Raw genomic sequence first — 23440 nt, 5'->3', positions numbered from 1 at the left:
CGAGGCTAGGCTCAGGCGGAAACGCTCGCCTAGCCGCAGCTGCTTGAGACTCACCCACCCCCAACCACTAGAATGTGGTGCATGCCTCAAAAAACCATCATCGCGCCATCGATTTTGGCAGCTGATTTCTCGCGTCTCGGCCACGAAGTTCGCACGGTCTCCAACGCGGACTGGATCCACATCGATGTGATGGATGGCCACTTTGTCCCCAACCTCTCCTTCGGCCTGCCCGTTGCACAATCTATCGTTGGGTTAACCGATAAGCACCTCGATGTGCACCTCATGATTGAGGACCCCGCTCGGTGGGCCCCCGGTTACGCCCACGATTTCGATTCCGTAACCTTCCACCTGGAAGCCGTGGAATCCGTCGATGCCGCCAAGCAGCTCGCCGCGACGCTGCGCGCTGAAGGCACGCTGGCAGGTGTGGCCATCAAGCCGGGAACTAACCTGGGGCCACTGCTTGACCACCTCGCGGCATTCGACATCGTCCTCATCATGAGTGTGGAACCAGGCTTCGGTGGACAAAAGTTCATGCCCGAAGTGCTGGATAAAGTGCGTGAACTACGGGAGCGCATCGACAGCGAAGGCCTGCACACCATCATTGAGATCGACGGTGGCATCGGCCCCGAGACCGCGGCAGAAAGCGCTGCCGCTGGGGTGGATGCCTACGTCGCGGGCTCTAGCGTATTCGGCAAGCCCGACCCGGTTGAACGCATCAACGCTATCCGCTCGGCCATTTCTTCGAGGCTCTAGCCTTGCTCCCTGATTTTTTTGCCGACGCCACGCGCCTCAGCTGGTCCGCCTTTGGTAGCACCTCGCCAAATCCCCCAGTCGGGGCGGTCATAGAAGACGCATCCGGCAACGTGGTTGGACGCGGAGCAACCGAACCTGCTGGTGGCCGGCACGCAGAGATCGTGGCATTGGCTGAGGCGGGAGAACGGGCCCGTGGTGGAAGAGCCATCGTAACGCTCGAGCCGTGTAACCACATAGGTCGAACCGGCCCGTGCTCCGAAGCGCTTATCACGGCAGGCATTGCTCGGGTAGATTATTTGTTCGCGGACCCGTTCGAGCCAGCATCTGGCGGAGCAGACGCCCTGCGAGCAGCAGGGATCGAAGTACACGGACCATATTTACCCCACCCGGACCAGCTGGCTAGCTGGGCCCCGGTGCAGGCTGTTGAAGCCTGGCTGCGGGGCGTCAAGAATAAGCGCCCGTACGTGATCCTCAAGATGGCCGCGACGCTAGATGGGAGAGTAGCCGCGGCCGATCGCACCAGCCAGTGGATTACCGGTGATGCGGCGCGCCAACACGCCCATACGAGGCGCGCACAGGTGGATGCCATTGTGGTGGGAACCGGAACGGTGTTGTCAGACGACCCCAAGTTAACCGCGCGGAATGCCACTGGAGATACGTTGCCACCAGCTAGCCAGCCCCTGCGTGTAGTCGTGGGAGAAACACCCATTCCCGAGACCGCCACACTCTGGACTCAACCCGGCGAAACAGTAGTAATGCCCACCCGCGACGTCCGCGAGGTGCTGCGGCATCTCCACGACAGAGAAGTGGTCACGGTTCTAGTTGAGGGAGGGCCGACCCTCGCGGCGGCGTTCCTTGATGCTGGGATGGTTGACGAGATCAACTTCTATGGAGCGCCGGCGCTGTTGGGCGCCGGGCTTAACGCTGTCCATGGACACGGCATGGGTTTGGGTGGCACCATCGCCCATATTCAGCGGTTCACGCCACGGGAGGTTCACCGTCTTGGCAACGATATTGGGTGGATCCTCACCGCCAAGCCCTCCCACACAACGTGAGTAGGTAACGCGCTGCAGTCGTGCGGGAGGTAATCACGAACGCCTGGGTTAAACACGGGCTTGGGTTGGACAGGCCGCTTGGGCTTAGCGGAATGCTGGACGAAGACAGGGCGCGTCGCACAAACACAGCACGAGCACTAAACACGACAATGAATACAAAAGGTGGAGAATGTTCACGGGAATTATTGAAGAAACGGGCACGGTCCAGGCGATCGAAAGGCAGGGCGATGCCATCAGGATCCGTATCGCAGCCGCCCGCGTGTTAGAAGGCACTAAACACGGAGATTCCATCGCCGTCAACGGTGTGTGCTTGACGGTCTGTGACTTCGACGAGGATAGCTTCACCGCGGACGTCATGCAGGTCACGCTCGACTACACAACCTTGGGTTCGATCCAGGTAGGACAGCGGGTGAATATGGAACGCGCTACCGCCACCGGGCAGCGCTTAGGCGGCCACATTGTGCAGGGGCATGTCGATGGAACGGCCCAGTTGGTCTCGCGAACCCCCTCAGAGCACTGGGAAGTCTTTCGCTTTACCCTCGATGACCCGCATTTGGGCCGCTACGTAGCGAAAAAGGGATCCATCGCAATCAACGGTACATCGTTGACCGTGGCTGAAATCACCGACTCGGTGGCCCTAGAATCCGCGGCCCAGTGGTTTGAAGTTTCCCTCATTCCCACCACTTTGGCAGACACGATGCTGGGAGACTTGAGCCCAGGGGATAAAGTCAACGTGGAATGTGATGTGTTGGCCAAGTACCTCGAGCGACAGAGGGGCTTTGGCAACTCCGGCGACTAGTTAACACTGCTCAACCCAGCATTACTCACGGCGACGAATAATCCGCACCCCACGACAGGCCACAATCAACTGTCACAAGAATGGAAAGTGTAAAGGTGACACTGCATGGACATGCACACTTCGGAAGAGCCCATTGTTCTAGACGATGTCAGCGCAGCCATTGCTGACATTAAAGCGGGCAAAGCCGTTGTTGTTGTAGATGATGAGGACAGAGAAAACGAAGGCGACCTCATCTTCGCCGCAGAACTAGCCACGCCGGAGCTCGTGAGCTTCATGGTCCGCTACAGCTCCGGTTACATCTGTGTGGGCATGCCACACAATGACTGTGACCGCCTAGGGTTACCACCCATGGTGGCGCGCAACGAAGACGTGCGTGGCACGGCTTACACCATCACGGTAGATGCTGCCGAGGGCGTGGATACGGGAATTAGTGCCACCGATCGAGCCCGCACTATCAAGCTCTTGGCCGATCCACAGTCCACCATCGGCACATTCAACCGCCCTGGCCACGTGGTGCCGCTGCGGGCACGCGACGGCGGAGTATTGGTGCGCCAAGGGCACACCGAAGCCAGCGTTGATTTGGCAGTGGCAGCGGATCTTCGCCCCGCGGGTGCCCTGTGCGAAATCGTGAGTGAAGAAGACCCCACCGCGATGGCCCGCCTGCCGGAGCTACGCCGGTTCGCTGACAAACACGACTTGAAACTCATCAGTATCGAGCAGCTGGTGGAGTGGAAGCGTAAGAATACGTCAGTAGTTGAGCGCCAAGTAGAAACCCGCATGCCCACCAGCTATGGGGAATTCCGCGCCATCGGATATACCAACATCGTCGACGGGACGGAGCACGTGGCCCTCGTTGCAGGCGATGTCACCGGTGCTGATGACGTGCCCGTCCGTGTTCATTCAGAGTGCCTCACCGGGGACGTATTCGGATCCAAGCGTTGCGATTGCGGCGAGCAATTGCACCTGGCAATGCGCGAGATCGCGCGTGCAGGAAAAGGTGTTCTGATCTATCTGCGGGGGCAAGAAGGTCGCGGAATCGGCCTCATGCCCAAGCTCCGCGCCTACGTGCTGCAGGATGAAGGCCTAGATACCGTGGACGCGAACACCGAGCAGGGCTTGCCCGTGGACGTGCGCGAATATAGTTCGGCAGCTCAGATCCTGTGCAACCTCCAAGTCAAGTCCGTCGCTCTGATGTCTAACAATCCGCACAAGGCCAACAAGTTATCGGACTACGGAATCTCCGTCTCCCGGCGTATCCCCGTAGAATTACCGCCAAATCCAGAAAACATCGTCTATCTACGCACTAAGCGCGACCGGATGGGCCATCAACTGGACTCGCTGACTTAGCCCACCGCAGCCAGCACAACTGACCATTCGTGAACGAAGGAGAACTACCGACATGGCGCAACATGGCGTCGCCCAATTGAGGCTTGAACCCGGTGACGCAGAGGGAATGCGTGTAGCCGTTATTAGTGCTCTGTGGAATGCAGAGATTACCGACCAGCTGCACGAGCGTTCCATCGCGGTAGCCAAGGAAGCCGGAGCCCAGGTCGCCAGCTGGCGCGTGGCAGGCGCGTTGGAGCTTCCGGTGGCCGTCGCAGAAGCGTGTGAGAGCTTCGATGCTGTGGTTGCCAACGGCTGCGTCATCGAGGGGGAGACCGATCACTTCCGCGTGGTGTGCGACTCCGTGACCTACGGATTAACGCGGGTTGCCCTCGACCAGCGCACGCCCGTGGGAAACGGCGTACTAACGGTCTCGAATTACCAGCAGGCCATCGACCGCGCTGGTGGTGAGGGCGCCAAAGAGGATAAGGGGGCCGATGCAGCCACCGCCGCAATCCATTCTGCTCTCGTCATCCGAGAGATTGGCGAGCACTAGTCGCCTACGATCTAGCAGCACGCGCAGCTTCTGGGTCGTTTTCGGCTCTGCGCGATCAGCGGGGTAGGGTTGAAACCGTGAATAAGGCGAAGTCAGGACAGCGAGCTGCTCAGGGGAATAAGATGAACACTTCTGCCGGCCTCCCGATGGACCAGGGTGCCGCAAACACCGCGGATCGTCACTCGGCCGTTTTTGGTCACTGGGAGTTAACGTACACCTCTCCTTTTTTGCGACGCCTCGCTTGGATTCTGGTCGTTGCTGTCTTAGCAGTCCACGTGTTCATGGCATTCATCGTCGCGGTGGGCGATACAGGTGTGGCTGTCACTTTGGCCGACCAGCTGGGTTTTGTTGGCATCGGATTAATCTTCTGCGTCCCCGCTTTGGGTCTGCTGCGCCCCCGTGTTCGCGTTAATAGCGCCGGCGTGGAAGTACGCAACATAGTCAATGCACAGTTCTACCCTTGGCAGATCATCTACGGTCTGTCCTTCCCAGCCAGCTCGAAGTGGGCGCGGTTGGAATTGCCCGATTTCGAGTTCGTGCCCATGATGGCGCTCAACGTCTACGACAAGCAGCTTATCGCGCAGCGCGTGGAGGAGTTCCGGCGCCGCGAGGACAAATACATGCCCGATGAGGATTAATCATTGAATTCGGTTTCTTACCGCCCGGCTCCAGGTACTATTCCGGATAAGCCGGGCGTGTACACGTTTAGGGATGCGAATGACCGCGTGATTTACGTGGGTAAGGCAAAAAGCCTGCGGTCGCGCCTGTCCAATTATTTCCAAGACCTTTCCCAATTGCATCCGCGCACCCGCGCGATGGTGCAAACCGCCAATCGTGTTCAGTGGACGGTGGTCAGCAGTGAACTAGAGGCACTCAACCTGGAGTACACCTGGATCAAGCGATTCAACCCGCGATTCAACGTGATGTATCGGGATGATAAGACCTACCCGATGCTAGCGATCAGTATTAAGGAGCAGATCCCGCGAGCGTTCCTGTATCGCGGGCCCCGCCGCAAGGGGGTGCGCTATTTCGGCCCTTATCCCAAAGCATGGGCTATTCGCGAGACCCTGGAATCGCTCACTCGCGTTTTCCCCATTCGCACGTGCACTACCGGAGTGTATAAGCGTCACGCGTCACTGGATCGACCGTGCCTACTGGGTTACATCGACCGGTGCAGCGCGCCGTGCGTAGGCAACATCACTCCAGGAGCTCACAGGGAGCTAGTGGACCAGTTCTCTAGATTTCTCGCCGGCAATACGGATGACGTAATGCGATGGGTCCGTCAGGAAATGGAGGCGGCCAGCGATGATCTGGATTTCGAACGCGCAGCTTCGTTGCGGGATCAATTGCAGGCGATGAACAAGGTAGTGGAGCGCCAGGCGGTGGTGTTCTCCGATACCACGGATGCCGATCTGATCACCTTCGTATCCGACGAACTAGAATCTGCCGTGCAGATCTTTCACGTCCGCGGCGGGCGCATTCACGGCCAGCGCGGCTGGGTAGTGGAACGGGGCGATAACACGGATGAATCGCTCCTGCGGGAGTTCATAACCCAGTTCTACGGGGAGGAAGCTGAACTGGCTCGAGCTACCGAAACCGCCGTGGGTGGCTCTTCTAGCTCCCAGGTGGACTTAGAACTGGCCAAGGCAATCAACCCCGCAGCCGTCAGCGAACTTGGCGATCTGGTTGGTGATGTGCAGATTACGCCCGTCCCAAAGGAGGTCCTTGTCCACACGATCCCGGAAGACGTGGAGCAACTGACCACGTGGCTCAGCGAGCTGCGGGGATCTCACGTGGGCATCCGCGTTCCGCAACGCGGTGACAAAAAGCAGCTGTTGGAAACCGCGAACCAGAATGCCAAGCAGGCCCTTGCACAACACAAGTTGAAGCGTTCCGGAGACCTCACCACGCGATCGGCAGCCCTGCAAGAACTGCAGGAAGCTCTGTTCATGGACACCAGCCCACTGCGCATCGAGTGTGTGGATATTTCCCATATTCAAGGCACTGATGTGGTAGCCAGCCTGGTGGTATTCGAAGACGGTATCCCCAAGAAATCGGACTACCGCCGCTACAAGATCAAGGAAGCCGCCGGGGATGGCCGTTCGGACGACGTGGGCTCGATCGCGGAGGTCGTGCGCAGGCGTTTCCGTCGCCACTTGGAAGATAGAACGGCCATGCCCATGGGGGACGATGGCGGCGAACTGTTGGAAGGCGAGGACCAATTAACTGCGCCGGAAGGGGAGAGCGGGGCGTCAAAAAAAAGGTTTGCCTACCCACCGCAACTGTTTGTGGTTGACGGTGGTCAGCCACAGGTCAATGCAGCGCAGGCGGTGCTGGACGAGCTGGGGATCACCGATGTGACCGTGGTTGGCATTGCCAAGCGTTTGGAGGAACTGTGGGTGCCTGGAGACGATTACCCCGTGATCATCCCGCGCGGTTCCGATGCCCTGTACTTGGTCCAATATCTGCGCGATGAAGCCCACCGGTTTGCGATCACCTTCCACCGCCAGCAACGTAGTGCACGTATGCGCAGGTCAGTGCTGGACGATATTCCGGGTCTGGGCCCCAAACGCAGGGCGCAGTTAGTGAAAGCGTTCGGTTCGGTGGCCAAGGTCAAGGCCGCGACGGTGGAGGACATCGCCGAGCTACCGGGGTTCGGACCGCAATTGGCCACGGCAATTCACCAGGCTTTGCAGAATTGATCTATTGCCCAAGGTAGCGGGGTAGTAGAGTTTTTAACTATGGAAGTTTCACGCTCGCACTCTTCGCACTCGGCGGCTCTGCAAGATCCATCGCTCGTATTGATTACAGGCATGTCCGGGGCTGGTCGACGCGCTACGGCAGCCGCTTTAGAGGAGCTCGGATGGTACGTTGCTGAAAACCTCCCTCCGGAGCTTATTTTGCGGATGGTGGAGATGTCCTTCGACAATTCCTCGCCGATCGAAAAGCTTGCGGTCGTGACCGATGTTCGTTCGCGCGCGTTCGCCGGAAGCTTGAAGGACGTGTTGGATACCTTGGCCACTCGCGGCCGCCGCCCTATTCTTCTTTATCTCGACGCCACTGACAGCGCACTCATCACCCGATACGATACTGTGCGGCGAACGCACCCTCTGCAGGGTGACGGCACGTTGCAATCGGGCATCGATCAAGAGCGGGCGATGCTGGCCGATATCAAACAGCGGGCGGACATCATCTTGGACACGTCCAATAGAAGTGTCCACGATCTGCGCCGGGACTTGGAACACTACTTCGATGGTGTTGAAAGCAACCGCGTGCGGGTGAATATCCAGTCTTTTGGATTCAAGCACGGCCAGCCTAAAGACGTGGATGTGATGCTGGATACCCGTTTTTTGCCGAATCCATATTGGGAACAGGACTTGCGTGGGTTCCGTGGCACCGATGCGCCCGTTCGGGACTTTGTTCTGGAAGGTCCGAACGCCAAAGAGTTCGTACGGTCTGCCGAAGCGCTGTTGCATGCCATGGTCGAGGGATACCGTGAGGAAGGTAAGGCCTTTGTAGCAGTGGCCGTCGGCTGTACCGGCGGTCATCACCGCAGCGTGGCTGTCGTGGAGGAGCTCGCTGGGCGATTACGCCGCGACGGAATGGATGTGCGAACCAGCCACCGCGATATCGATCGCTGATTTGCCTACAGCCAGCAACCGCACCGACGTCACCTATCAATCAACCCCAATATGCTCACCGCTTAAGCGGCCTGCATATTATTCACTAAACTAAGTAGATCTATGACCCGCTCACAAGACAGTTCTTTTCCGCCGGCATTCGACAAAATCGCGTGTCTCGGGGGAGGCCACGGCCTATTTAATACCCTGCGCGCTGCGCGCCAACAGGCATCTTATGTTTCCGCTATCGTGACCGTTGCCGACGATGGTGGATCGTCTGGGCGCATGCGCCGCGAATTCAACTGCCTGCCGCCTGGGGACCTGCGGATGGCTCTGGCCGCATTGATGGATAACACCGACCGGGGTGTGTTGTGGGAACAAGCTTTGCAGCACCGCTTCGGAGGCAAGGGCAGTTTGAATGGCCACGCGATTGGGAACTTCCTAATCACTGGTTTAGCGCAGGTCATCGGCGATGAGCAGCAGGCGCTGGATGAGCTGGCTCGAATCTTCCGGGTCTGTGGACGGGTGATCCCCATGAGCCCGGAGCCTTTGGATCTCGAAGCAGAGGTTATCGGGCTAGGCGTTGACCCACGCGAGGTTAACCCGGTGCGCGGCCAAGTTGCCGTGGCCACCACGTTGGGTCAGGTACGGCGGGTGAAGCTGCACCCTGCGGATCCACCGGCCAGTCCTGCCGCAGTGGAGGCTATCATGGAGTCCGATTTGGTGACTATGGGTCCTGGCTCTTGGTTTTCCAGCGTTATCCCGCACGTTTTAGTTCCGGGTATTATCCACGCTTTAAAGGAAACCCCGGCTAAGAAGATACTGATCCTAAACTTGGTTCCGGAACCGGGTGAGACCAGTGGCATGTCAATTGAGCATCATATTCACATGATGCGGCAGCATAGTGCGGACTTGAATGTTGACTATTTGCTCATCGATGAATCAACGGTCACGGGTGACGCTGCCCGTCTACACATCGAGCGTGCCGCCTCGGCCATGGGTGCCGAGGTTGTGTACCGCGATGTACGTGAAGATGATGGCCGTGGTCGGTTCACAGATCGACATGACCACACCAAGTTGGCTAACGTACTTGCAGAGTTCGCCCGATAGGTGCGAGGGAGCATTAGCCGGGGCAACCCACCGGCCCTGGGAAGAAAGGAAGTGGGCGACAAGTGGCTCTCACGGCAGATGTGAAGTCGGAGCTCAATCGTGTAAAGCTCATCGCTAGTGACGAAATGACCGCGGAGGTCGCCAGTATTCTGCGTTATAGCGGGGCTTTGCACTTGGTTGCGGGCACCCTCGTGGTCGAGGCCGAACTCGATTCTTCTGCCACAGCTCACCGTTTGATGGGGATGGTCGAACAGCTTTTTGATCTCGACGCCCAGCTGCAGGTGATCGGGGCCGGCAATAGTCGCCGGGCTGCCCGTTACATTGTGAAATGGGTCGATGGCGGTTTGGAGCTTGCGCGGCGCACCGAGATCATCGATCGGGCTGGCCGGCCGGTTCGGGGGTTGCCACGATTTATTATCGGTGGCACTCGCGAGCAGTGTGTGGCTGCTTGGCGGGGCGCGTTTTTAGCACAGGGCGCGCTGACTGAACCGGGCCGTTCTTCAGCTTTGGAGGTCACCACCCCTAGCAATGAAGCGGCTCTTGCCCTCGTAGGCGCGGCTCGCCGTATCGATGTGATCGCCAAGACGAAGGAAGCCAGGGGCGCCCATCGCGTGATCGTCAAGGATGCCGAATCCATAAATAGTTTGCTGACTATGATCGGGGTTACCGATTCGAAGGTCGCTTGGCAAGAGCAACGCCAACGCCGCGAGGTGCGCGCGAAATCGGACCGATTGGCCAATTTCGACGATGCAAACCTGCGTCGCTCTGCCCGGGCCGCGGTGGCCGCAGCTGCCCGTGTAGAACGCGCATTGGAAATCCTGGGGCAAGACGTTCCCCAGCATCTCGCGCAAGCGGGGCAGTTGCGTGTCCAGCACCGCCAGGCGTCGCTCGAAGAGCTAGGCCAGTTGGCAGATCCACCGATGACCAAAGATGCGGTGGCCGGCCGTATTCGCCGGTTGTTGTCAATGGCGGATAAGCGAGCAGAAGAGCTGGAGATCCCGGATACGAATTCTGCGGTCACCGATGATCTGTTCAATGAGGTCGACTAGGGTTGGGGACGTAACTGCTGGGCCGAATCGTGGGATCGGTGTAACTGACGACAGCGAGCGATCCTACAGTCCGGGGGTCTCATCTAAGGTCATTGTGCTTAAAAAGGCACCCTAGATGGTTATAAATTTTGGTCATTATTCACTTCTGACTGCGCAATCCCGTGCCCGTCGGTAGCATGAGGTAGGCAAGAGATTACCTGCACAACCAGCTACTGATTTAGGAGTCCAACAGTGACCATTCGAGTAGGCATCAACGGGTTCGGCCGCATTGGTCGTAACTTCTTCCGTGCTGTTCGCGCGCAAGCCGCTGATATCGAGATCGTCGGTGTTAACGACCTGACTGATAACAAGACCCTGTCCACCCTCCTTAAGTACGACTCCGTGATGGGAGTTCTCGATGCTGAGGTCACCTACGATGATGAGTCCATCACCGTTGATGGCAAGCGCATCACCGTAACTTCCGAGAAGGAGCCAAAGAACCTCAAGTGGGGCGAGCTGGGCGCAGATATCGTCATCGAGTCCACCGGCTTTTTCACCGACGCCAACGATGCCCGCGCACACATCGATGCTGGTGCGAAGAAGGTCATCATCTCCGCGCCAGGCAAGAATGAGGATGCCACCTTCGTCATGGGTGTAAACCATGAGGAGTACGACGCAGAGAAGCACACCGTGATCTCCAACGCGTCCTGCACCACCAACTGCTTGGCACCACTGGCTAAGGTTCTATCTGACGAGTTCGGCATCGTTCGTGGCCTGATGACCACCGTTCACGCCTACACCGGTGATCAGCGCCTGCACGATGCACCGCACAAGGATCTCCGTCGCGCCCGCGCCGCGGCTGTGAACTTGGTTCCTACGTCCACCGGTGCTGCTAAGGCCGTCTCCTTGGTTCTGCCTGAGCTGAAGGGCAAGTTAGACGGCTACGCAGTGCGCGTACCTGTCATCACCGGTTCCCTGACCGACCTTACGTTTGAGGCCGAGAAGGAGGTCACCGTCGAGTCCGTGAACGCCGCGCTGCAAAAGGCAGCTGAGGGACCACTGAAGGGCATCCTCAAGTACTCCAATGGCGAACCCCTAGTTTCCACCGACATCGTTGGTGATTCTCACTCGTCGATCTTCGACTCCGGTCTGACCAAGGTGATTGACAACCAGGTCAAGGTTGTGTCTTGGTACGACAATGAGTGGGGTTACTCCAGTCGCCTAGCTGACTTGACGAAGTACGTGGGCGAGCGCCTCTAATTCGGGGAATTACCCCCGTTATCCACATGAGTTTTTTTGTGGCACGCACGCTGTCTCAAGGACAGTTCCCCCGTGTGGGGGGCGTGCCCTTTTTCATGCGCCCACATCACTGGGTCGCGTGGGCAGAATATAGTTAATAGCATCCATCTCAACCATTAAAAGCGTGCGAATGTAACCAGCATGGCTAAGGAGTAGAACATGGCAGTGAAAACCGTTCAGAATCTCATCGATGAAGGGGTAGAAGGTCGCCACGTCCTCGTCCGCGCGGACCTCAACGTTCCGCTCAAAGATGGTGAAATCACTGATCCCGGCCGTATCGACGCTTCGGTTCCCACGCTCAAGGCACTACTGGAGGCCGGCGCGCGCGTGGTTGTAGCTGCTCACCTCGGCCGCCCGAAAGGTGAGCCGAACCCTGAATTCTCCTTGGCCCCTGTTGCGGAAGCCTTGGCAGAGCGCTTGGATCAGTGGGTTCCACTAGCTGCGGACGTCACTGGCGAAGATGCGCACGAGCGCGCCAATGGCCTGAACGATGGCGATATCCTGCTGCTGGAAAACGTTCGTTTTGATGCACGCGAGACCTCGAAGGATGAGGCCGAGCGTGCAGAATTCGCCGGTGAGCTCGCGGCCCTGACCGCCGACAACGGCGCATTTGTTTCCGATGGCTTCGGTGTAGTCCACCGTGCGCAGGCTTCGGTTTACGATGTTGCCAAGAAGCTGCCACATTACGCTGGGGGATTGGTGGAGACCGAGCTTGAGGTGCTGAAGAAGGTCAGTGAAAACCCAGCTCAGCCCTATGCAGTCGTACTGGGTGGCTCCAAGGTATCCGACAAGCTAGGAGTGATCGAGGCGCTGGCCCCCAAGGTCGACAACCTCATCATCGGTGGCGGCATGTGCTTCACCTTCCTCAAGGCACAGGGCCACGAGGTCGGTGGCTCATTGCTGCAAGAGGACATGTTGGATACCTGCCGTGACCTCCTAGACCGCTTCGGCGATGTCATCGTGCTGCCCAAGGATGTGGTTGCTGCGGAGGAGTTTGATAAGGATGCGCAGCACAAGACGGTTGGTCTGGATTCCATCCCTTCTGATTGGATGGGCTTGGATATCGGACCAGAATCCGTTAAGGCTTTCGCCGACATTCTGTCGCGGGCCAAGACCGTGTTCTGGAATGGCCCCATGGGCGTATTCGAGTTCCCGGCATTCGCTGAGGGCACCCGTGGCGTAGCCGAATCCATCATCTCTGCCACCCAGGATGGCGCATTCAGCGTGGTTGGCGGTGGCGATTCCGCTGCAGCCGTACGTACCTTGGGCTTGGACGAAGATGGCTTCTCTCACATCTCCACCGGTGGTGGCGCTTCCCTGGAATTCCTCGAGGGCAAGGAGCTGCCGGGCGTCGCTGTACTAGAAAGCTAGAAGCCCCCGCCGATAAACAGGCGACCACACAACTGACCAACCAACCCTGGCTGGGCTCTGAACGTCCCGGTCAATGTCCAGTGTCGGTCGCAGTCGTACCCGCTCACACAACTAAAGGAGAACCCACTGTGTCCCAGCGCACCCCGTTGATTGCCGGTAACTGGAAGATGAACCTCAACCACCTTGAGGCAATCCAGGTCGTTCAAAAGTTTGATTTTGCCCTGCCAAAGGATTACTACGAGAAGGTCGACGTAGCCTTCATCCCTCCTTTCACCGACATCCGCTCTGTGCAGACGGTAGCCGATGGAGAAAAGATGCTGTTCACCTACGGCGCTCAGGATGTCAGCGAGCACGAATCCGGTGCATACACCGGTGAGGTCTCCGCGGCCATGCTGGCAAAGTTGGGCTGCAGCTGGGTCGTGGTTGGGCACTCTGAGCGCCGGCAATACCACGCCGAAACCGATGAACTCGTGGCGCGCAAGGCCAAGGCAACCCTAGGCGCGGGGATGAGCCCCATCGTGTGTGTTGGCGAACCCCTGGAAGTCCGCGAAGCAGGCGAGCACGTTGAATACGTGGTCAACCAAACCCGCGCGTCGCTGGAGGGCCTCAGCACCGACGATCTGGCTAAGACCGTCATCGCCTACGAGCCGGTGTGGGCCATCGGGACCGGTAAGGTTGCCTCCGCGGCAGATGCTCAGGAAGTTTGCAAGGCTATCCGAGCATTAATCGCAGAACTTGCCGGCGAGGAGATCGCAGCCGGCATGCGCATTCTGTACGGCGGTTCCGTCAAGACCGACTCGGTGGCTGAAATCGTCTCCCAGCCCGACGTGGACGGGGGACTCGTTGGTGGTGCCAGCTTGGACGGTGGAGACTTCGCCAAACTGGTAGCCGCGGCTGCCAAGGCATAACCACGTTCGCAAGGCGCGTGTCACTTTTGCGTGAACGCGCGCCGATGGGTAGATTTAGACTGTTATTAGCTTCAACGACAGTCATTTAGGGTAGGAAATTGATCCTCGCACTTCAGATCATTTTGGTCATCACGAGCCTCCTGATGGGGCTGTCTGTGCTTTTGCACAAGGGTAAGGGTGGCGGCCTGTCCAGCCTGTTCGGCGGCGGCATGCAATCTAACCTGTCGGGTTCCACCGTGGCAGAGAAGAACCTCGACCGCTTGACCATTGTCACCGCACTAATCTGGGTGTTGGCGATCATCGGCCTGAACCTGGTTCTGTACTACGGTAACTAGATTCGCTACTACGGCAACTAGCTTCGCGCTTTCAGCCACGGGGTTCCCACAGGGCGGGCTCGGTTCGCAGAACCGGCCCGCTTTTCGTATTCGGGGTATAAAGAGGGTGAGGAGCTCACCACCACGCTCGAGCGGTGAAAGGTATAACCCCGATGAGTCAAGAACCCTTTGGATCCATAGAGTCTGCAGAACTCACCGACGGAGTAGTACGTCTGCGTCCGTTGCGCGTCACGGATGCGCCTCAGCTGGTCAAGAGCGTGGACGCACGCATGATTGCTTTCACTCACATTCCGGTCAACGACCCCGGTGATTACACCATCACATACGCGGTGAAGCACATCGAAGGCCTCATCCGCGCAGAGGGTACCGTGGCATGGGCGCTGACGGAACCGGATAACACTGGGGACCGGTACTGCGGCAGCATCGAATTCCGTCAGAACCCATCCGGCCGCAACCCATTTGAGGGCGAACTCGGTTATAACACTGCGCCGTGGGCTCGAAACAGGGGACTGCAGGGCCGAGGGGTCCGGCTAGCCACGAAACACCTTTTTCAACAGGGTATTCACCGCGTGGTGATTAAGGCGCGCGTAGACAACATGGCCTCTAGGTGGGTCGCAGAGCGCGCTGATTTCGCCTTCGAAGGCTTTGCACGGGATGCCGAGCACCTCCGCGACGAGTTCTACGATCTCGCCGTCTACTCCGCGCTACCCACCGACCCGGCCTACCGCACCTAGCACCTAATCGGATAACCCTGCTGCCGCTTCCTTGTCTACCCACAGCAGAGTTTTCTTTCTACCCGACGCCAACGCGGCTGGCCACAGGTATTCCTCATCCGTGCCAGCGGCCACCTTGGCAGCCGCTTCTGCCTTAGCACCCCCGGCGACGAGCAGCCACACCTCATCGGCGCTACCTACGGCATCGATGCTGAGGGAGACCCGCTCTGGTGGAGGCTTCGGGCAATCGCGCACCGGCACCACGATGTCCTGGGGATTCATCAATTCCGGAGTATGGGGGAACAGGGAATTGATGTGCCCTTCCGGGCCCATTCCCAGCAAATGGATGTCGAACCCTTCCGGCGCCTGCTCACGAACGGTGGCAGCATAAGCCGTGGCGGCGTCGTCCAAAGAAGAAACCTCGGGCGAAGAGTAACGAAACACCTGGTGGTCAGGAATGGAGACGTGATTAAGAAGTGCCTCATCTGCCTGGGTGTCGTTGCGTTCCGGATCGCCGACGGGCAGAAAGCGCTCGTCGCCGAAGAAGATGAGCACGCGATTCCAGTCGATGCGCTCGGTGGGAAAGTCCTCCGCACTGCGAACCGCGGCGTGATCGAGGGCAGCTAGGTGACGCAGAGTAGCGATGCCCGCGCCTCCACCGGTCAGCACCAACCGCACCTCAGGTTGGGTGCGTTGCAGGTGGGTGACGGCGTGAACGAGTTCACGGGCCGCAGCGAGAGCCAGGTCGTTTTGATCGGCCTGCACACGGATGTGAACGTGGGGACTAGTCATCGTAGAACCTTCCTAACGCAGGGATTCTTGCACGTCAAACTGTGAATCGTCGCGATCGACGAACCACTGATCACGGGAGTCGTAACGGTTGCGGTCGGTTCCGGAACGTCCGCGGTGCGGACGGCTCACACGCGCGAGCCCGCGGAGAGCATGGCCGAACGCATAGTCGACATCCAAGTGGCGCAGTTCTTCAGCAAGGCATTCATAAAGCTCACGGCGGCCCAGAGTGACTTTGCGCGTAATATCCCCAACGGTGAATTCCACCGTGTGGGCACTAGCGACCGCCACTCGAACATCCGTGTCTGTGCGTCGCAATACGATGGATTCCAAGCCTAGGCACTCGTTGCCGTTGCCATCTACGGGAACGGCAGGAGACCCGCTGACTTTGCGGGTGACAGGCACGTCCAGTCGATCCGCCAACCAGCCGGCAGCTATATCCACACTGGGATCGTCCAGCGGGCCAGACACCTCTGCTGCGAGAATATCCTCGTGTGGCGGTTGATCCAGCAGCGAGGCAAGCAGTCCACGCCACAGCGTAATGCGACTCCACGCCATGTCCGAGTCCCCGCGAGCGTACGTCATGCGACGGCGGTATAACGCGTCCGGATCGTCGTCGAACAGTGAGTCGGTAATACGTCGCGTTGCCAACGATCCAATGCGGTCGGTCGATGGATTGCGGGGGCCGTGCGTGGGCCACCACGCGACCACCGGGGTATCGGGCAGCAACAGGGGAGTCACTACGGAATCGCGATGTGCACTGAGCTCACCGTACAGGTGCATGACGATGATTTCGGATGCGCCCGCATCACCACCCAGGCGAATCTCCGCGTCTAAGCGAGCCTCTGCCGACGTGCGGTGAGTCACTAGCACCAGCACGCGCGCTGGGTGCTCGCGGGAGGCCTGGTGGGTAGCAGCGATGATGCTATCCAGATCGTCCTCACCGGTCGCGACAACGATGAGGGTCAGCACGCGGCCACTCGTCAGTTGACCGCGCTCGTCGCGGATTTCGCGCAGTCGCCGGATGACGTCGTGGGTTTTGGTATTAGGAAGATCAATGATCATGAGTATTAAACCTTTCGACCTGACGTGCTACTAGGGACGGCGCCACGCGCGACCGCTGCTGCGAAGCATCTTGTCGGCACTATCTGGGCCCCACGTACCGGCTGGGTAATCCTCGGGACGGCCGTGCATGGACCAGTATTCCAAGATGGGATCGAGGATCCGCCAGGACAACTCCACCTCTTCGTTGGTAGGGAACAGGCTGGCTTCATCCAACAACGCATCCAGAATCAAACGCTCATACGCTTCCGGTGATTGCTCGGTGAAAGCCTCGGAATAGCTGAAGTCCATGTTTACATCGCGGACTTCCATGGCGGATCCCGGAACCTTGGAACCAAAGCGCATCAGAACCCCTTCGTCGGGTTGCACTCGGATCACCAGCGTGTTGCTTCCCTGAGAAGCAGTTTGGTTTTTTCCGAACGGCAGGTGTGGTGCTTCCTTGAACACGAGCGCGATTTCTGTCACGCGACGCCCCAGGCGTTTGCCTGTGCGTAGGTAGAAAGGCACGCCGGCCCAGCGGCGCGAATTAATCTCAAATGTTGCCGCCGCGTAGGTCTCGGTGGTGGATTCGGGATCGAAGCCATCTTCTTGGCGCAAACCTTTGACCGGTTCGCTGCCTTGCCAACCGGAGGTGTACTGACCACGGGCGGTGGTTTGCGCGAACGGACCAACGGGCCGAGTGGCGCGCAACACCTTGATCTTTTCCGTCTGCAACTCGGCGGGATTGAAAGCCACTGGCTCTTCCATCGCCACCAGCGCCAACAACTGCAGAAGGTGATTCTGGATCACGTCGCGAGCAGCACCAATGCCGTCGTAGTATCCCGCACGTCCACCCAGACCAATGTCCTCGGCCATGGTGATCTGCACGTGGTCCACATAGTGGCTATTGAAGAGAGGATCGAAGAGTTGGTTAGCAAAGCGCAGTGCAAGGATGTTTTGCACGGTTTCTTTGCCTAGGTAGTGGTCGATGCGGAAGACCGAGCTTTCGGGGAAGACATTATTGACAATGGAGTTCAGCTCGCGTGCTGATTCCTCGTCGTGGCCAAATGGCTTCTCGATAACCACGCGCCGCCATCCTTGGATAGCGGGAAACTCGTCGGTGGCCGATTCAATCTTCTCGCCACGCGCCAAGCCAGAACGATCCAATTGGTTACACACATCGGAGAAGTATTCCGGCGGAACCGACAGGTAGAATGCCCAGTTACCTGCAGTCCCGCGCGTGGCATCTATCTCACGGGTGAGTGCAGCCAAGTTGTCGAAAGCCGAGTCCGTGGTGAAATCGCCCTTGGCAAAGAAGATGCCCTCAGCCAGCCGATCCCACACGGATTGCCGCCATGGGGTACGGGCGCGGTCCTTCACGGCATCGAGTACTTGGGCCTCGAACTCTTCCTTGGTCCAATCGCGACGACCGTAGCCAATCAGGCTGAATCCGGGTGGCAGAAGGCCTCGGTTGGCAAGGTCGTATACCGCGGGAAGAAGTTTTTTCCGCGCGAGGTCACCGGTCACACCGAAAATCACCAAGCCACTGGGGCCGGCAATTCGTGGCAGTCGCTTGTCTAGGTCATCCCGTAAGGGGTTGATCCACTCCTGTGGCTGCGTCAACATCGAGCTGATTGAGCGTTCCTCCACCCCGTTTTCGATCGTCACCTGTTTACGCCTCGCCCTTCTTCGCCTGCAGCTGCTCTTCCACGGTCGCGAGTAGTTCTTCCCAGGAATCGATGAACTTCTGCACGCCTTCGCTCTCCAAGACCTGCCAGACGTCACATAGATCCACGCCGACGTTATCCAGTTGCTGGAATACCAGTTCAGCCTGCATCTTCTTATCGCTCAGCATGTCTTCATCGGCTTCGCTGTGGGCAATGACTGCATCGAGGGTGGCCTCTGGCATGGTGTTAACAGTCTGGGGCCCGGCCAGGGCATCGACATACAAGGTATCGGGGTAGTCGGGGTTTTTTACAGAGGTCGACGCCCACAACGGCCTCTGCACATGTGCTCCCTTGGCCTCTAGAGCTTCCCATCGTGGGTTTGCTAGAAGAACTTCCTGGAAGGCGGCATACGCAAGTCGGGCATTTGCCAGGGCTGCCTGGCCCTTCAGGTCTGCTTGGCCAAGATCATCCAGGCGCTTATCGATTTCCGAGTCCACGCGGGAAACGAAGAAGCTGGCTACCGAATGAATGGTGGACAAGTCTTTGCCTGCCTGGTCAGCTGCTTCGAGACCATCGAGGAATGCCTCGCACACCTGGCGGTAACGCGATACGGAGAAGATTAGCGTTACGTTTACGCTGATGCCCTCGGCTAGCACATCGCTGATGGCGGGAAGGCATTCCTCGGTCGCGGGGATCTTGATCATGACGTTAGGGCGACCCACCTTCTCCGCCAACTCCCGAGCTTGCGCCACAGTCGCACCGCGGTCGTGGGCCAAGCGGGGATCAACTTCCAACGACACGCGGCCATCCTGGCCCCCAGTAGCCTCGTAGATTGGGGCGAAGGCCTCGCAGGCATCACGGACGTCATCGGAGGCCATTGCGAACACAGCGTTCACTGCCGGGATTTCCCCGGCTGCCAATGCCGCGATCTGTTCGTCATATGCGTTGCCTTTGCCCATTGCCGCGGCAAAGATTGCTGGGTTGGTGGTTACACCAACAATGCCCTTAGCGGAGATGATCTCGGCGAGGTTGCCGCTACGCAGGCGTTCGCGCGATAGATCGTCCAGCCAGACAGAGGTGCCTAGGTCACGAAGCTTTTGAATTGGCTCGGGGCCTAGTTGGGTGCGGGCGGAAGAACTGGTGTTCATGAAAGATGCTCCTAGGGACGTCAGAAATGAAATAAACGGGCGTACTTGAGATGGCTTGGCGACTCTCACCCAGCAAACGGCTGAGGGTTAGCAACCGGTCGCGGGGTAGAAGTCTCCTAGATGGGAATAACCAATTGGGTTTGCAACTGGTTGAAGATGGCAAAGGGAGGATGGGCTAGTTGAGGGTGAGGGTTTGTTAAAAGGTCCGTTGGAGAAAGGACCCCGCGGCACAACGAACAACGGGGTCCTCAGACAGCTGGGTTATTTCCCGGCAACCTCTTTCGCCGCTGCTACCACCGCATCAGAGGTGATCCCGAACTTCTCGTACAGGGTCTTGTAGTCGGCCGAAGCCCCATAGTGTTCCAGGGAGATGTTCCGGCCACCGAATCCGGTGAAGCGGTGCCATGGCATGGCGATGGCAGCTTCCACAGAAACGCGGGCGGTGACATCGCTCGGCAGGACCGACTCGATGTAGGAGGCATCCTGCTCCAAGAACCATTCCATACAAGGCATCGAAACAACGCGGGCCCCGATACCTTGCTCTTCCAGCTTCTCGGCGGCCTCAACTGCAAGTTGTACCTCAGAACCGGTGGACAGCAGAATGACCTCCGGCTTCTCGGTGGAGGACTCTACGAGTACGTATGCGCCACGACGAACGCCCTCAGCAGCCTTGTCTTTGGTGCCTTCCAGAACTGGAACATTCTGGCGGGTGAGGACCAGTGCCTTTGGACTCTCCTCGGCCTCCAGGGCAGCCATCCAAGCCTGAGCCGTCTCGTTGGCATCAGCAGGACGAATCACTGCCAAGTGGGGGATAGCGCGCAGGGCCGCTAAGTGCTCTACGGGCTGGTGGGTTGGGCCATCCTCGCCCAGACCGATTGAGTCGTGCGTCCACACATGGTAGACATCAGACTTCATCAAGGCCCCTAGGCGAACGGCACCACGGGCGTAATCCGAAAACTGCAGGAAGGTTGCACCGTATGGACGGGTTGGGCCGTGTAACGCAATGCCGTTGAGGATCGCAGCCATCCCGTGCTCGCGAATACCGAAGTGCAGATTGCGACCGCCTGGCTCCGTGGTGAAACTCCGCGTACTAATGCTCTCTGGACCGAAGGAAGAGGAATCCTTGATAATCGTGTTGGTGGAACCGGCTAGGTCAGCAGAACCACCCCAGAGCTCGGGCATGTCAGCACCAAGAACCTGCAGCGTAGCCTCAGAAGCCTTGCGGGTCGCGACCGAGTCACCGGGCTCCCACGTAGGCATCTTGCCTGCGAGGCCAGCGGGCAGTTCACGCGAGTAAAGGCGATCAAAGAGCTTTTTGTTCTCTGGGTTTGCAGCTGCCCACTCATCGAAAGACTTCTGCCACTGAGCATGGGCTTGCGCGCCGCGCTCTACCAAGCCGCGGGCGTGCTCCACAATGTTTTCCTCAACGGGGAATGGCTCGTTGGGGAAGTCCAGCTCCTGCTTGATACCGGCGATCTCGTCCGCACCGAGGGCGGAGCCGTGGGATGCGCCAGTGTTCATCTTGTTTGGCGCTGGGTAGGCGATGACAGAACGAAGACGAATGAACGTGGGACGAGTGGTCTCCGCCTGTGCTTTCGACACGGCGTCGAGGATGCCTTCAACATCTTCGCCGGTAACCTCCAGGGTCTGCCAACCGTAGGACTCGTAACGCTTCACCACATCTTCGTTAAAGGCAATGGTGGTCTCGTCCTCAATGGAGATTCCGTTGTCGTCCCAGAAGACAATAAGGTTGCCCAGCTGCTGGGTACCAGCCAGCGAAGAAGCCTCACTGGTAACACCCTCCTGCACATCACCATCGGATGCGATGACGTAAACGAAGTGGTCGAAAGGAGATTCACCGGGAGCTGCCTGCGGGTCGAACAAAGCGCGCTCACGACGAGCCGCCATGGCCATGCCCACAGCGGAAGCCAGACCTTGGCCTAGTGGCCCGGTGGTGATCTCCACGCCATCGGTGTGGTGAACCTCTGGATGGCCGGGGGTCTTGGAGTGGTAGGTACGTAGAGCTTTGAGGTCATCCAGCTCCACGCCGAATCCACCCAAGTACAGCTGGATGTACTGCGTCAAAGAGGAGTGACCACACGAAAGAATGAAGCGATCGCGACCGACCCACTTAGTGTCCTTGGGATCGTGACGCATCACGCGCTGGTACAAGGTGTAGGCCAATGGGGCGAGACTCATCGCGGTACCCGGGTGGCCGGAACCGCAGTTTTCCACGGCATCCGCAGCCAGCACCCTAGCCAGATCGACTGCTCGGGTATCTTCTTCGGCCCAATCAGCTGGGTAATTACGTACGGTTAAAGCTGCCAATTCAGGGGAGAGCGTCACGTGTGCGAGCCTTTCCGGTTGCGTTCAAAGTAGATATATCGTTACGCACTCATACTAGTGGTTTAAACAGACATTGTGGGCTAGCGGCTGGAGATTGTGGGCTAGCGGTTGAACATTGCGGGGCGCCAGCCGTGCTCAGGACTCTTCCACTAGCGGCAAGCTGGGCCACTAGTTACCTATTCGGACAGCCCTCGGGTAGCGTAGGGGAGTACTGAATACATCTATATGGAGGCAGAGCAACCAGTGACCACCTTCACTGATAGGGTCAAGGCCTATATCGCTTTGACGAAACCCAGGGTCATCGAATTGTTGCTGGTCGCCACCATTCCGGCCATGCTGCAGGCCGCCCGGGGAAACGTCGATATCGGCCTGATCCTACTGACCCTCATCGGTGGCTGGATGGGGGCCGCTTCCGCCAACACCTTCAATATGGTGGCGGATTACGATATCGATCAGCTCATGCGCCGCACGCGCCGTCGCCCATTGGCGAAGGATAGTGTCACGGTTAATCAGGCTCGCGTTTTCGCCTGGGTCATGATGATCGCATCCGTACTGTTCCTAGGCCTGCTCGCCCACTCGTGGCTGGCCGCCGGATTCGTTGTGCTCACCATCTGGTTCTACATCTACGTGTACACCAAGTGGCTGAAGCGCCGTACCTGGCAAAACGTGATCTGGGGCGGTGCAGCTGGCTGTATGCCCGTCATCGTAGGTTGGGCTGCTACCACGGATAACCACGGCGGTGCATTCAACGCTGGCTGGGGTTCATGGATCCAGGCAATCATTTTATTCATGATCATCTTCTTCTGGACCCCACCACACACGTGGGCACTGGGAATGCGCTACCGCGAGGACTACGAAGCCGCCGGTGTGCCCATGATGCCCGTGGTGAAACCACCCCTTGAGGTCACCCGTCAGATTCTGGCCTACACCTGGGCCACTGTGATAACCAGCTTGCTATTGGTTCCCGCGGCCGGCTGGATCTACGCAGTCGCAGCACTGGCCTCTGGCGCTTGGTTCATCATCATGGCTCACCGCCTGCACAGCGGTGTGAAAAACGGCACGCCGGTCAAGCCGATGAAGCTGTTCTTCCTCTCGAACAACTACCTATCCATCCTCTTCGTCGCCCTCTCGGTAGATGCGGTCTTGGGATGGGATACCGTTGCCCAACTATTGACCTAAACCGGAGCATTTCCGGGACCACCAGGTGCGGTGCCCTAATGGGCTGTGGGGTTGTGCCCTAGTAGGTTTGGGGCGTGTGCCCTACTGGGTCGGGGACTGTGCCTTGACGGGTCGGGGGCTGCGCTTTGACGGGTCAGGGACTGTGCCTTGACGGGTCGGGGGCTGTGCCCTACTGGGGTGGGGTTCTTATGGGTCTAGTGGGGTTCTTATGGGTCTAAGTTGCCGACTCAGCAAGCGGGATTGTGAACTGCTCCCCATTAGTTGGGGGGTGTAAGAATCCTGCTGTTTGCGACGCGGTGTTGTTTTTGGCGGGCCGAAGAGCCAATTGAAACTCGCGTGTTTAAAACGAATGTGCAGCAGAAGTCCAACAAAATAGCGGGTGGGGTCTAGTGGTGAATGC

Annotated in this window: 21 protein-coding genes; 16 read left to right on the top strand and 5 right to left on the bottom strand. The window is 58.6% G+C overall.

The window, feature by feature from the left end:
• The first annotated feature begins 81 nt into the window (after positions 1-81).
• The 15 genes from rpe to HMPREF3098_RS10255 all read left to right on the top strand — a co-directional run bounded on the left by rpe (position 82) and on the right by HMPREF3098_RS10255 (position 14891).
• Positions 82-753 (top strand): ribulose-phosphate 3-epimerase, encoded by a 672-nt coding sequence (gene rpe, locus HMPREF3098_RS10325; protein WP_070435071.1) that lies wholly within the window; start codon positions 82-84, stop codon positions 751-753.
• A gap of 2 nt (positions 754-755) precedes the next feature.
• Positions 756-1808 carry a bifunctional diaminohydroxyphosphoribosylaminopyrimidine deaminase/5-amino-6-(5-phosphoribosylamino)uracil reductase RibD gene (ribD, locus tag HMPREF3098_RS10320; RefSeq protein ID WP_070435070.1) on the top strand — a complete coding sequence of 351 codons (1053 nt, stop codon included), beginning with the start codon at positions 756-758 and terminating at the stop codon, positions 1806-1808.
• A gap of 169 nt (positions 1809-1977) precedes the next feature.
• On the top strand, positions 1978-2607 hold the full coding sequence (locus HMPREF3098_RS10315) for a riboflavin synthase (RefSeq protein WP_070435069.1): 630 nt from the start codon (positions 1978-1980) through the stop codon (positions 2605-2607).
• A 111-nt stretch (positions 2608-2718) separates the two neighbouring features.
• Entirely contained in the window at positions 2719-3954 is a 1236-nt protein-coding gene (locus HMPREF3098_RS10310) for a bifunctional 3,4-dihydroxy-2-butanone-4-phosphate synthase/GTP cyclohydrolase II (RefSeq protein ID WP_141739750.1), read from the top strand.
• A 52-nt stretch (positions 3955-4006) separates the two neighbouring features.
• Positions 4007-4486 carry a 6,7-dimethyl-8-ribityllumazine synthase gene (gene ribH, locus HMPREF3098_RS10305; RefSeq protein ID WP_070435067.1) on the top strand — a complete coding sequence of 160 codons (480 nt, stop codon included), beginning with the start codon at positions 4007-4009 and terminating at the stop codon, positions 4484-4486.
• A 77-nt stretch (positions 4487-4563) separates the two neighbouring features.
• The gene (locus HMPREF3098_RS10300; protein WP_246815933.1) at positions 4564-5124 is read left to right on the top strand and encodes a PH domain-containing protein; all 561 of its coding nucleotides are present in this window, start codon (positions 4564-4566) and stop codon (positions 5122-5124) included.
• A gap of 3 nt (positions 5125-5127) precedes the next feature.
• Positions 5128-7188, top strand: a complete 2061-nt coding sequence (gene uvrC / locus HMPREF3098_RS10295) for an excinuclease ABC subunit UvrC (protein ID WP_070435066.1) — start codon at positions 5128-5130, stop codon at positions 7186-7188.
• A 39-nt stretch (positions 7189-7227) separates the two neighbouring features.
• Positions 7228-8127: an RNase adapter RapZ gene (rapZ, locus tag HMPREF3098_RS10290; RefSeq protein WP_070435065.1), complete on the top strand. Its 900-nt coding sequence runs from the start codon at positions 7228-7230 to the stop codon at positions 8125-8127.
• A gap of 102 nt (positions 8128-8229) precedes the next feature.
• The gene (gene yvcK, locus HMPREF3098_RS10285) at positions 8230-9216 is read left to right on the top strand and encodes a gluconeogenesis factor YvcK family protein (RefSeq protein ID WP_070435064.1); all 987 of its coding nucleotides are present in this window, start codon (positions 8230-8232) and stop codon (positions 9214-9216) included.
• Positions 9217-9278: 62 nt separating this feature from the next.
• Positions 9279-10265, top strand: coding sequence for a DNA-binding protein WhiA (gene whiA, locus HMPREF3098_RS10280; RefSeq protein ID WP_070435063.1), 987 nt, complete (start codon positions 9279-9281; stop codon positions 10263-10265).
• Between the two features lie 231 nt (positions 10266-10496).
• Positions 10497-11504, top strand: coding sequence for a type I glyceraldehyde-3-phosphate dehydrogenase (gene gap / locus HMPREF3098_RS10275; RefSeq protein ID WP_035113155.1), 1008 nt, complete (start codon positions 10497-10499; stop codon positions 11502-11504).
• A 198-nt stretch (positions 11505-11702) separates the two neighbouring features.
• Positions 11703-12914, top strand: coding sequence for a phosphoglycerate kinase (pgk, locus tag HMPREF3098_RS10270; RefSeq protein WP_070435062.1), 1212 nt, complete (start codon positions 11703-11705; stop codon positions 12912-12914).
• Between the two features lie 128 nt (positions 12915-13042).
• On the top strand, positions 13043-13822 hold the full coding sequence (tpiA, locus tag HMPREF3098_RS10265; RefSeq protein WP_083284479.1) for a triose-phosphate isomerase: 780 nt from the start codon (positions 13043-13045) through the stop codon (positions 13820-13822).
• A 98-nt stretch (positions 13823-13920) separates the two neighbouring features.
• Positions 13921-14157, top strand: coding sequence for a preprotein translocase subunit SecG (gene secG / locus HMPREF3098_RS10260; protein ID WP_035113156.1), 237 nt, complete (start codon positions 13921-13923; stop codon positions 14155-14157).
• A gap of 152 nt (positions 14158-14309) precedes the next feature.
• The gene (locus tag HMPREF3098_RS10255; protein WP_070435061.1) at positions 14310-14891 is read left to right on the top strand and encodes a GNAT family N-acetyltransferase; all 582 of its coding nucleotides are present in this window, start codon (positions 14310-14312) and stop codon (positions 14889-14891) included.
• Positions 14892-14894: 3 nt separating this feature from the next.
• Here HMPREF3098_RS10255 and pgl read toward each other — a convergent pair whose 3' ends face one another.
• From pgl to tkt, 5 genes are all read right to left on the bottom strand, one after another.
• The gene (pgl, locus tag HMPREF3098_RS10250; protein WP_070435060.1) at positions 14895-15662 is read right to left on the bottom strand and encodes a 6-phosphogluconolactonase; all 768 of its coding nucleotides are present in this window, start codon (positions 15660-15662) and stop codon (positions 14895-14897) included.
• Between the two features lie 12 nt (positions 15663-15674).
• The gene (locus HMPREF3098_RS10245; RefSeq protein WP_070435059.1) at positions 15675-16724 is read right to left on the bottom strand and encodes a glucose-6-phosphate dehydrogenase assembly protein OpcA; all 1050 of its coding nucleotides are present in this window, start codon (positions 16722-16724) and stop codon (positions 15675-15677) included.
• A gap of 30 nt (positions 16725-16754) precedes the next feature.
• Positions 16755-18326, bottom strand: a complete 1572-nt coding sequence (gene zwf, locus HMPREF3098_RS10240; RefSeq protein ID WP_070435072.1) for a glucose-6-phosphate dehydrogenase — start codon at positions 18324-18326, stop codon at positions 16755-16757.
• Positions 18327-18372: 46 nt separating this feature from the next.
• Positions 18373-19515 carry a transaldolase gene (gene tal / locus HMPREF3098_RS10235; protein WP_070435058.1) on the bottom strand — a complete coding sequence of 381 codons (1143 nt, stop codon included), beginning with the start codon at positions 19513-19515 and terminating at the stop codon, positions 18373-18375.
• 261 nt (positions 19516-19776) lie between these two features.
• Positions 19777-21861 (bottom strand): transketolase, encoded by a 2085-nt coding sequence (gene tkt / locus HMPREF3098_RS10230; RefSeq protein WP_070435057.1) that lies wholly within the window; start codon positions 21859-21861, stop codon positions 19777-19779.
• 225 nt (positions 21862-22086) lie between these two features.
• Here tkt and HMPREF3098_RS10225 point away from each other — a divergent pair, with 225 nt between their 5' ends.
• Positions 22087-23040: a heme o synthase gene (locus HMPREF3098_RS10225; RefSeq protein ID WP_070435056.1), complete on the top strand. Its 954-nt coding sequence runs from the start codon at positions 22087-22089 to the stop codon at positions 23038-23040.
• Positions 23041-23440 lie beyond the last annotated feature (400 nt).

The sequence above is a fragment of the Corynebacterium sp. HMSC28B08 genome, assembly GCF_001806865.1.
GTDB lineage: Bacteria > Actinomycetota > Actinomycetes > Mycobacteriales > Mycobacteriaceae > Corynebacterium > Corynebacterium auriscanis.
Note: the sequence above shows the minus strand (reverse complement) of the source record. Positions and strands in the feature narration are given on the sequence as shown.

Coding starts and splice junctions, on each gene's coding strand:
- ribH (WP_070435067.1), top strand. CDS start 4,007: ATGGCGCAACATGGCGTCGCCCAATTGAGGCTTGAACCCGGTGACGCA.
- yvcK (WP_070435064.1), top strand. CDS start 8,230: ATGACCCGCTCACAAGACAGTTCTTTTCCGCCGGCATTCGACAAAATC.
- HMPREF3098_RS10225 (WP_070435056.1), top strand. CDS start 22,087: ATGGAGGCAGAGCAACCAGTGACCACCTTCACTGATAGGGTCAAGGCC.
- rpe (WP_070435071.1), top strand. CDS start 82: ATGCCTCAAAAAACCATCATCGCGCCATCGATTTTGGCAGCTGATTTC.
- tal (WP_070435058.1), bottom strand. CDS start 19,515: ATGAACACCAGTTCTTCCGCCCGCACCCAACTAGGCCCCGAGCCAATT.
- HMPREF3098_RS10315 (WP_070435069.1), top strand. CDS start 1,978: ATGTTCACGGGAATTATTGAAGAAACGGGCACGGTCCAGGCGATCGAA.
- HMPREF3098_RS10245 (WP_070435059.1), bottom strand. CDS start 16,724: ATGATCATTGATCTTCCTAATACCAAAACCCACGACGTCATCCGGCGA.
- zwf (WP_070435072.1), bottom strand. CDS start 18,326: ATGTTGACGCAGCCACAGGAGTGGATCAACCCCTTACGGGATGACCTA.
- HMPREF3098_RS10255 (WP_070435061.1), top strand. CDS start 14,310: ATGAGTCAAGAACCCTTTGGATCCATAGAGTCTGCAGAACTCACCGAC.
- rapZ (WP_070435065.1), top strand. CDS start 7,228: ATGGAAGTTTCACGCTCGCACTCTTCGCACTCGGCGGCTCTGCAAGAT.
- pgl (WP_070435060.1), bottom strand. CDS start 15,662: ATGACTAGTCCCCACGTTCACATCCGTGTGCAGGCCGATCAAAACGAC.
- HMPREF3098_RS10310 (WP_141739750.1), top strand. CDS start 2,719: ATGCACACTTCGGAAGAGCCCATTGTTCTAGACGATGTCAGCGCAGCC.
- pgk (WP_070435062.1), top strand. CDS start 11,703: ATGGCAGTGAAAACCGTTCAGAATCTCATCGATGAAGGGGTAGAAGGT.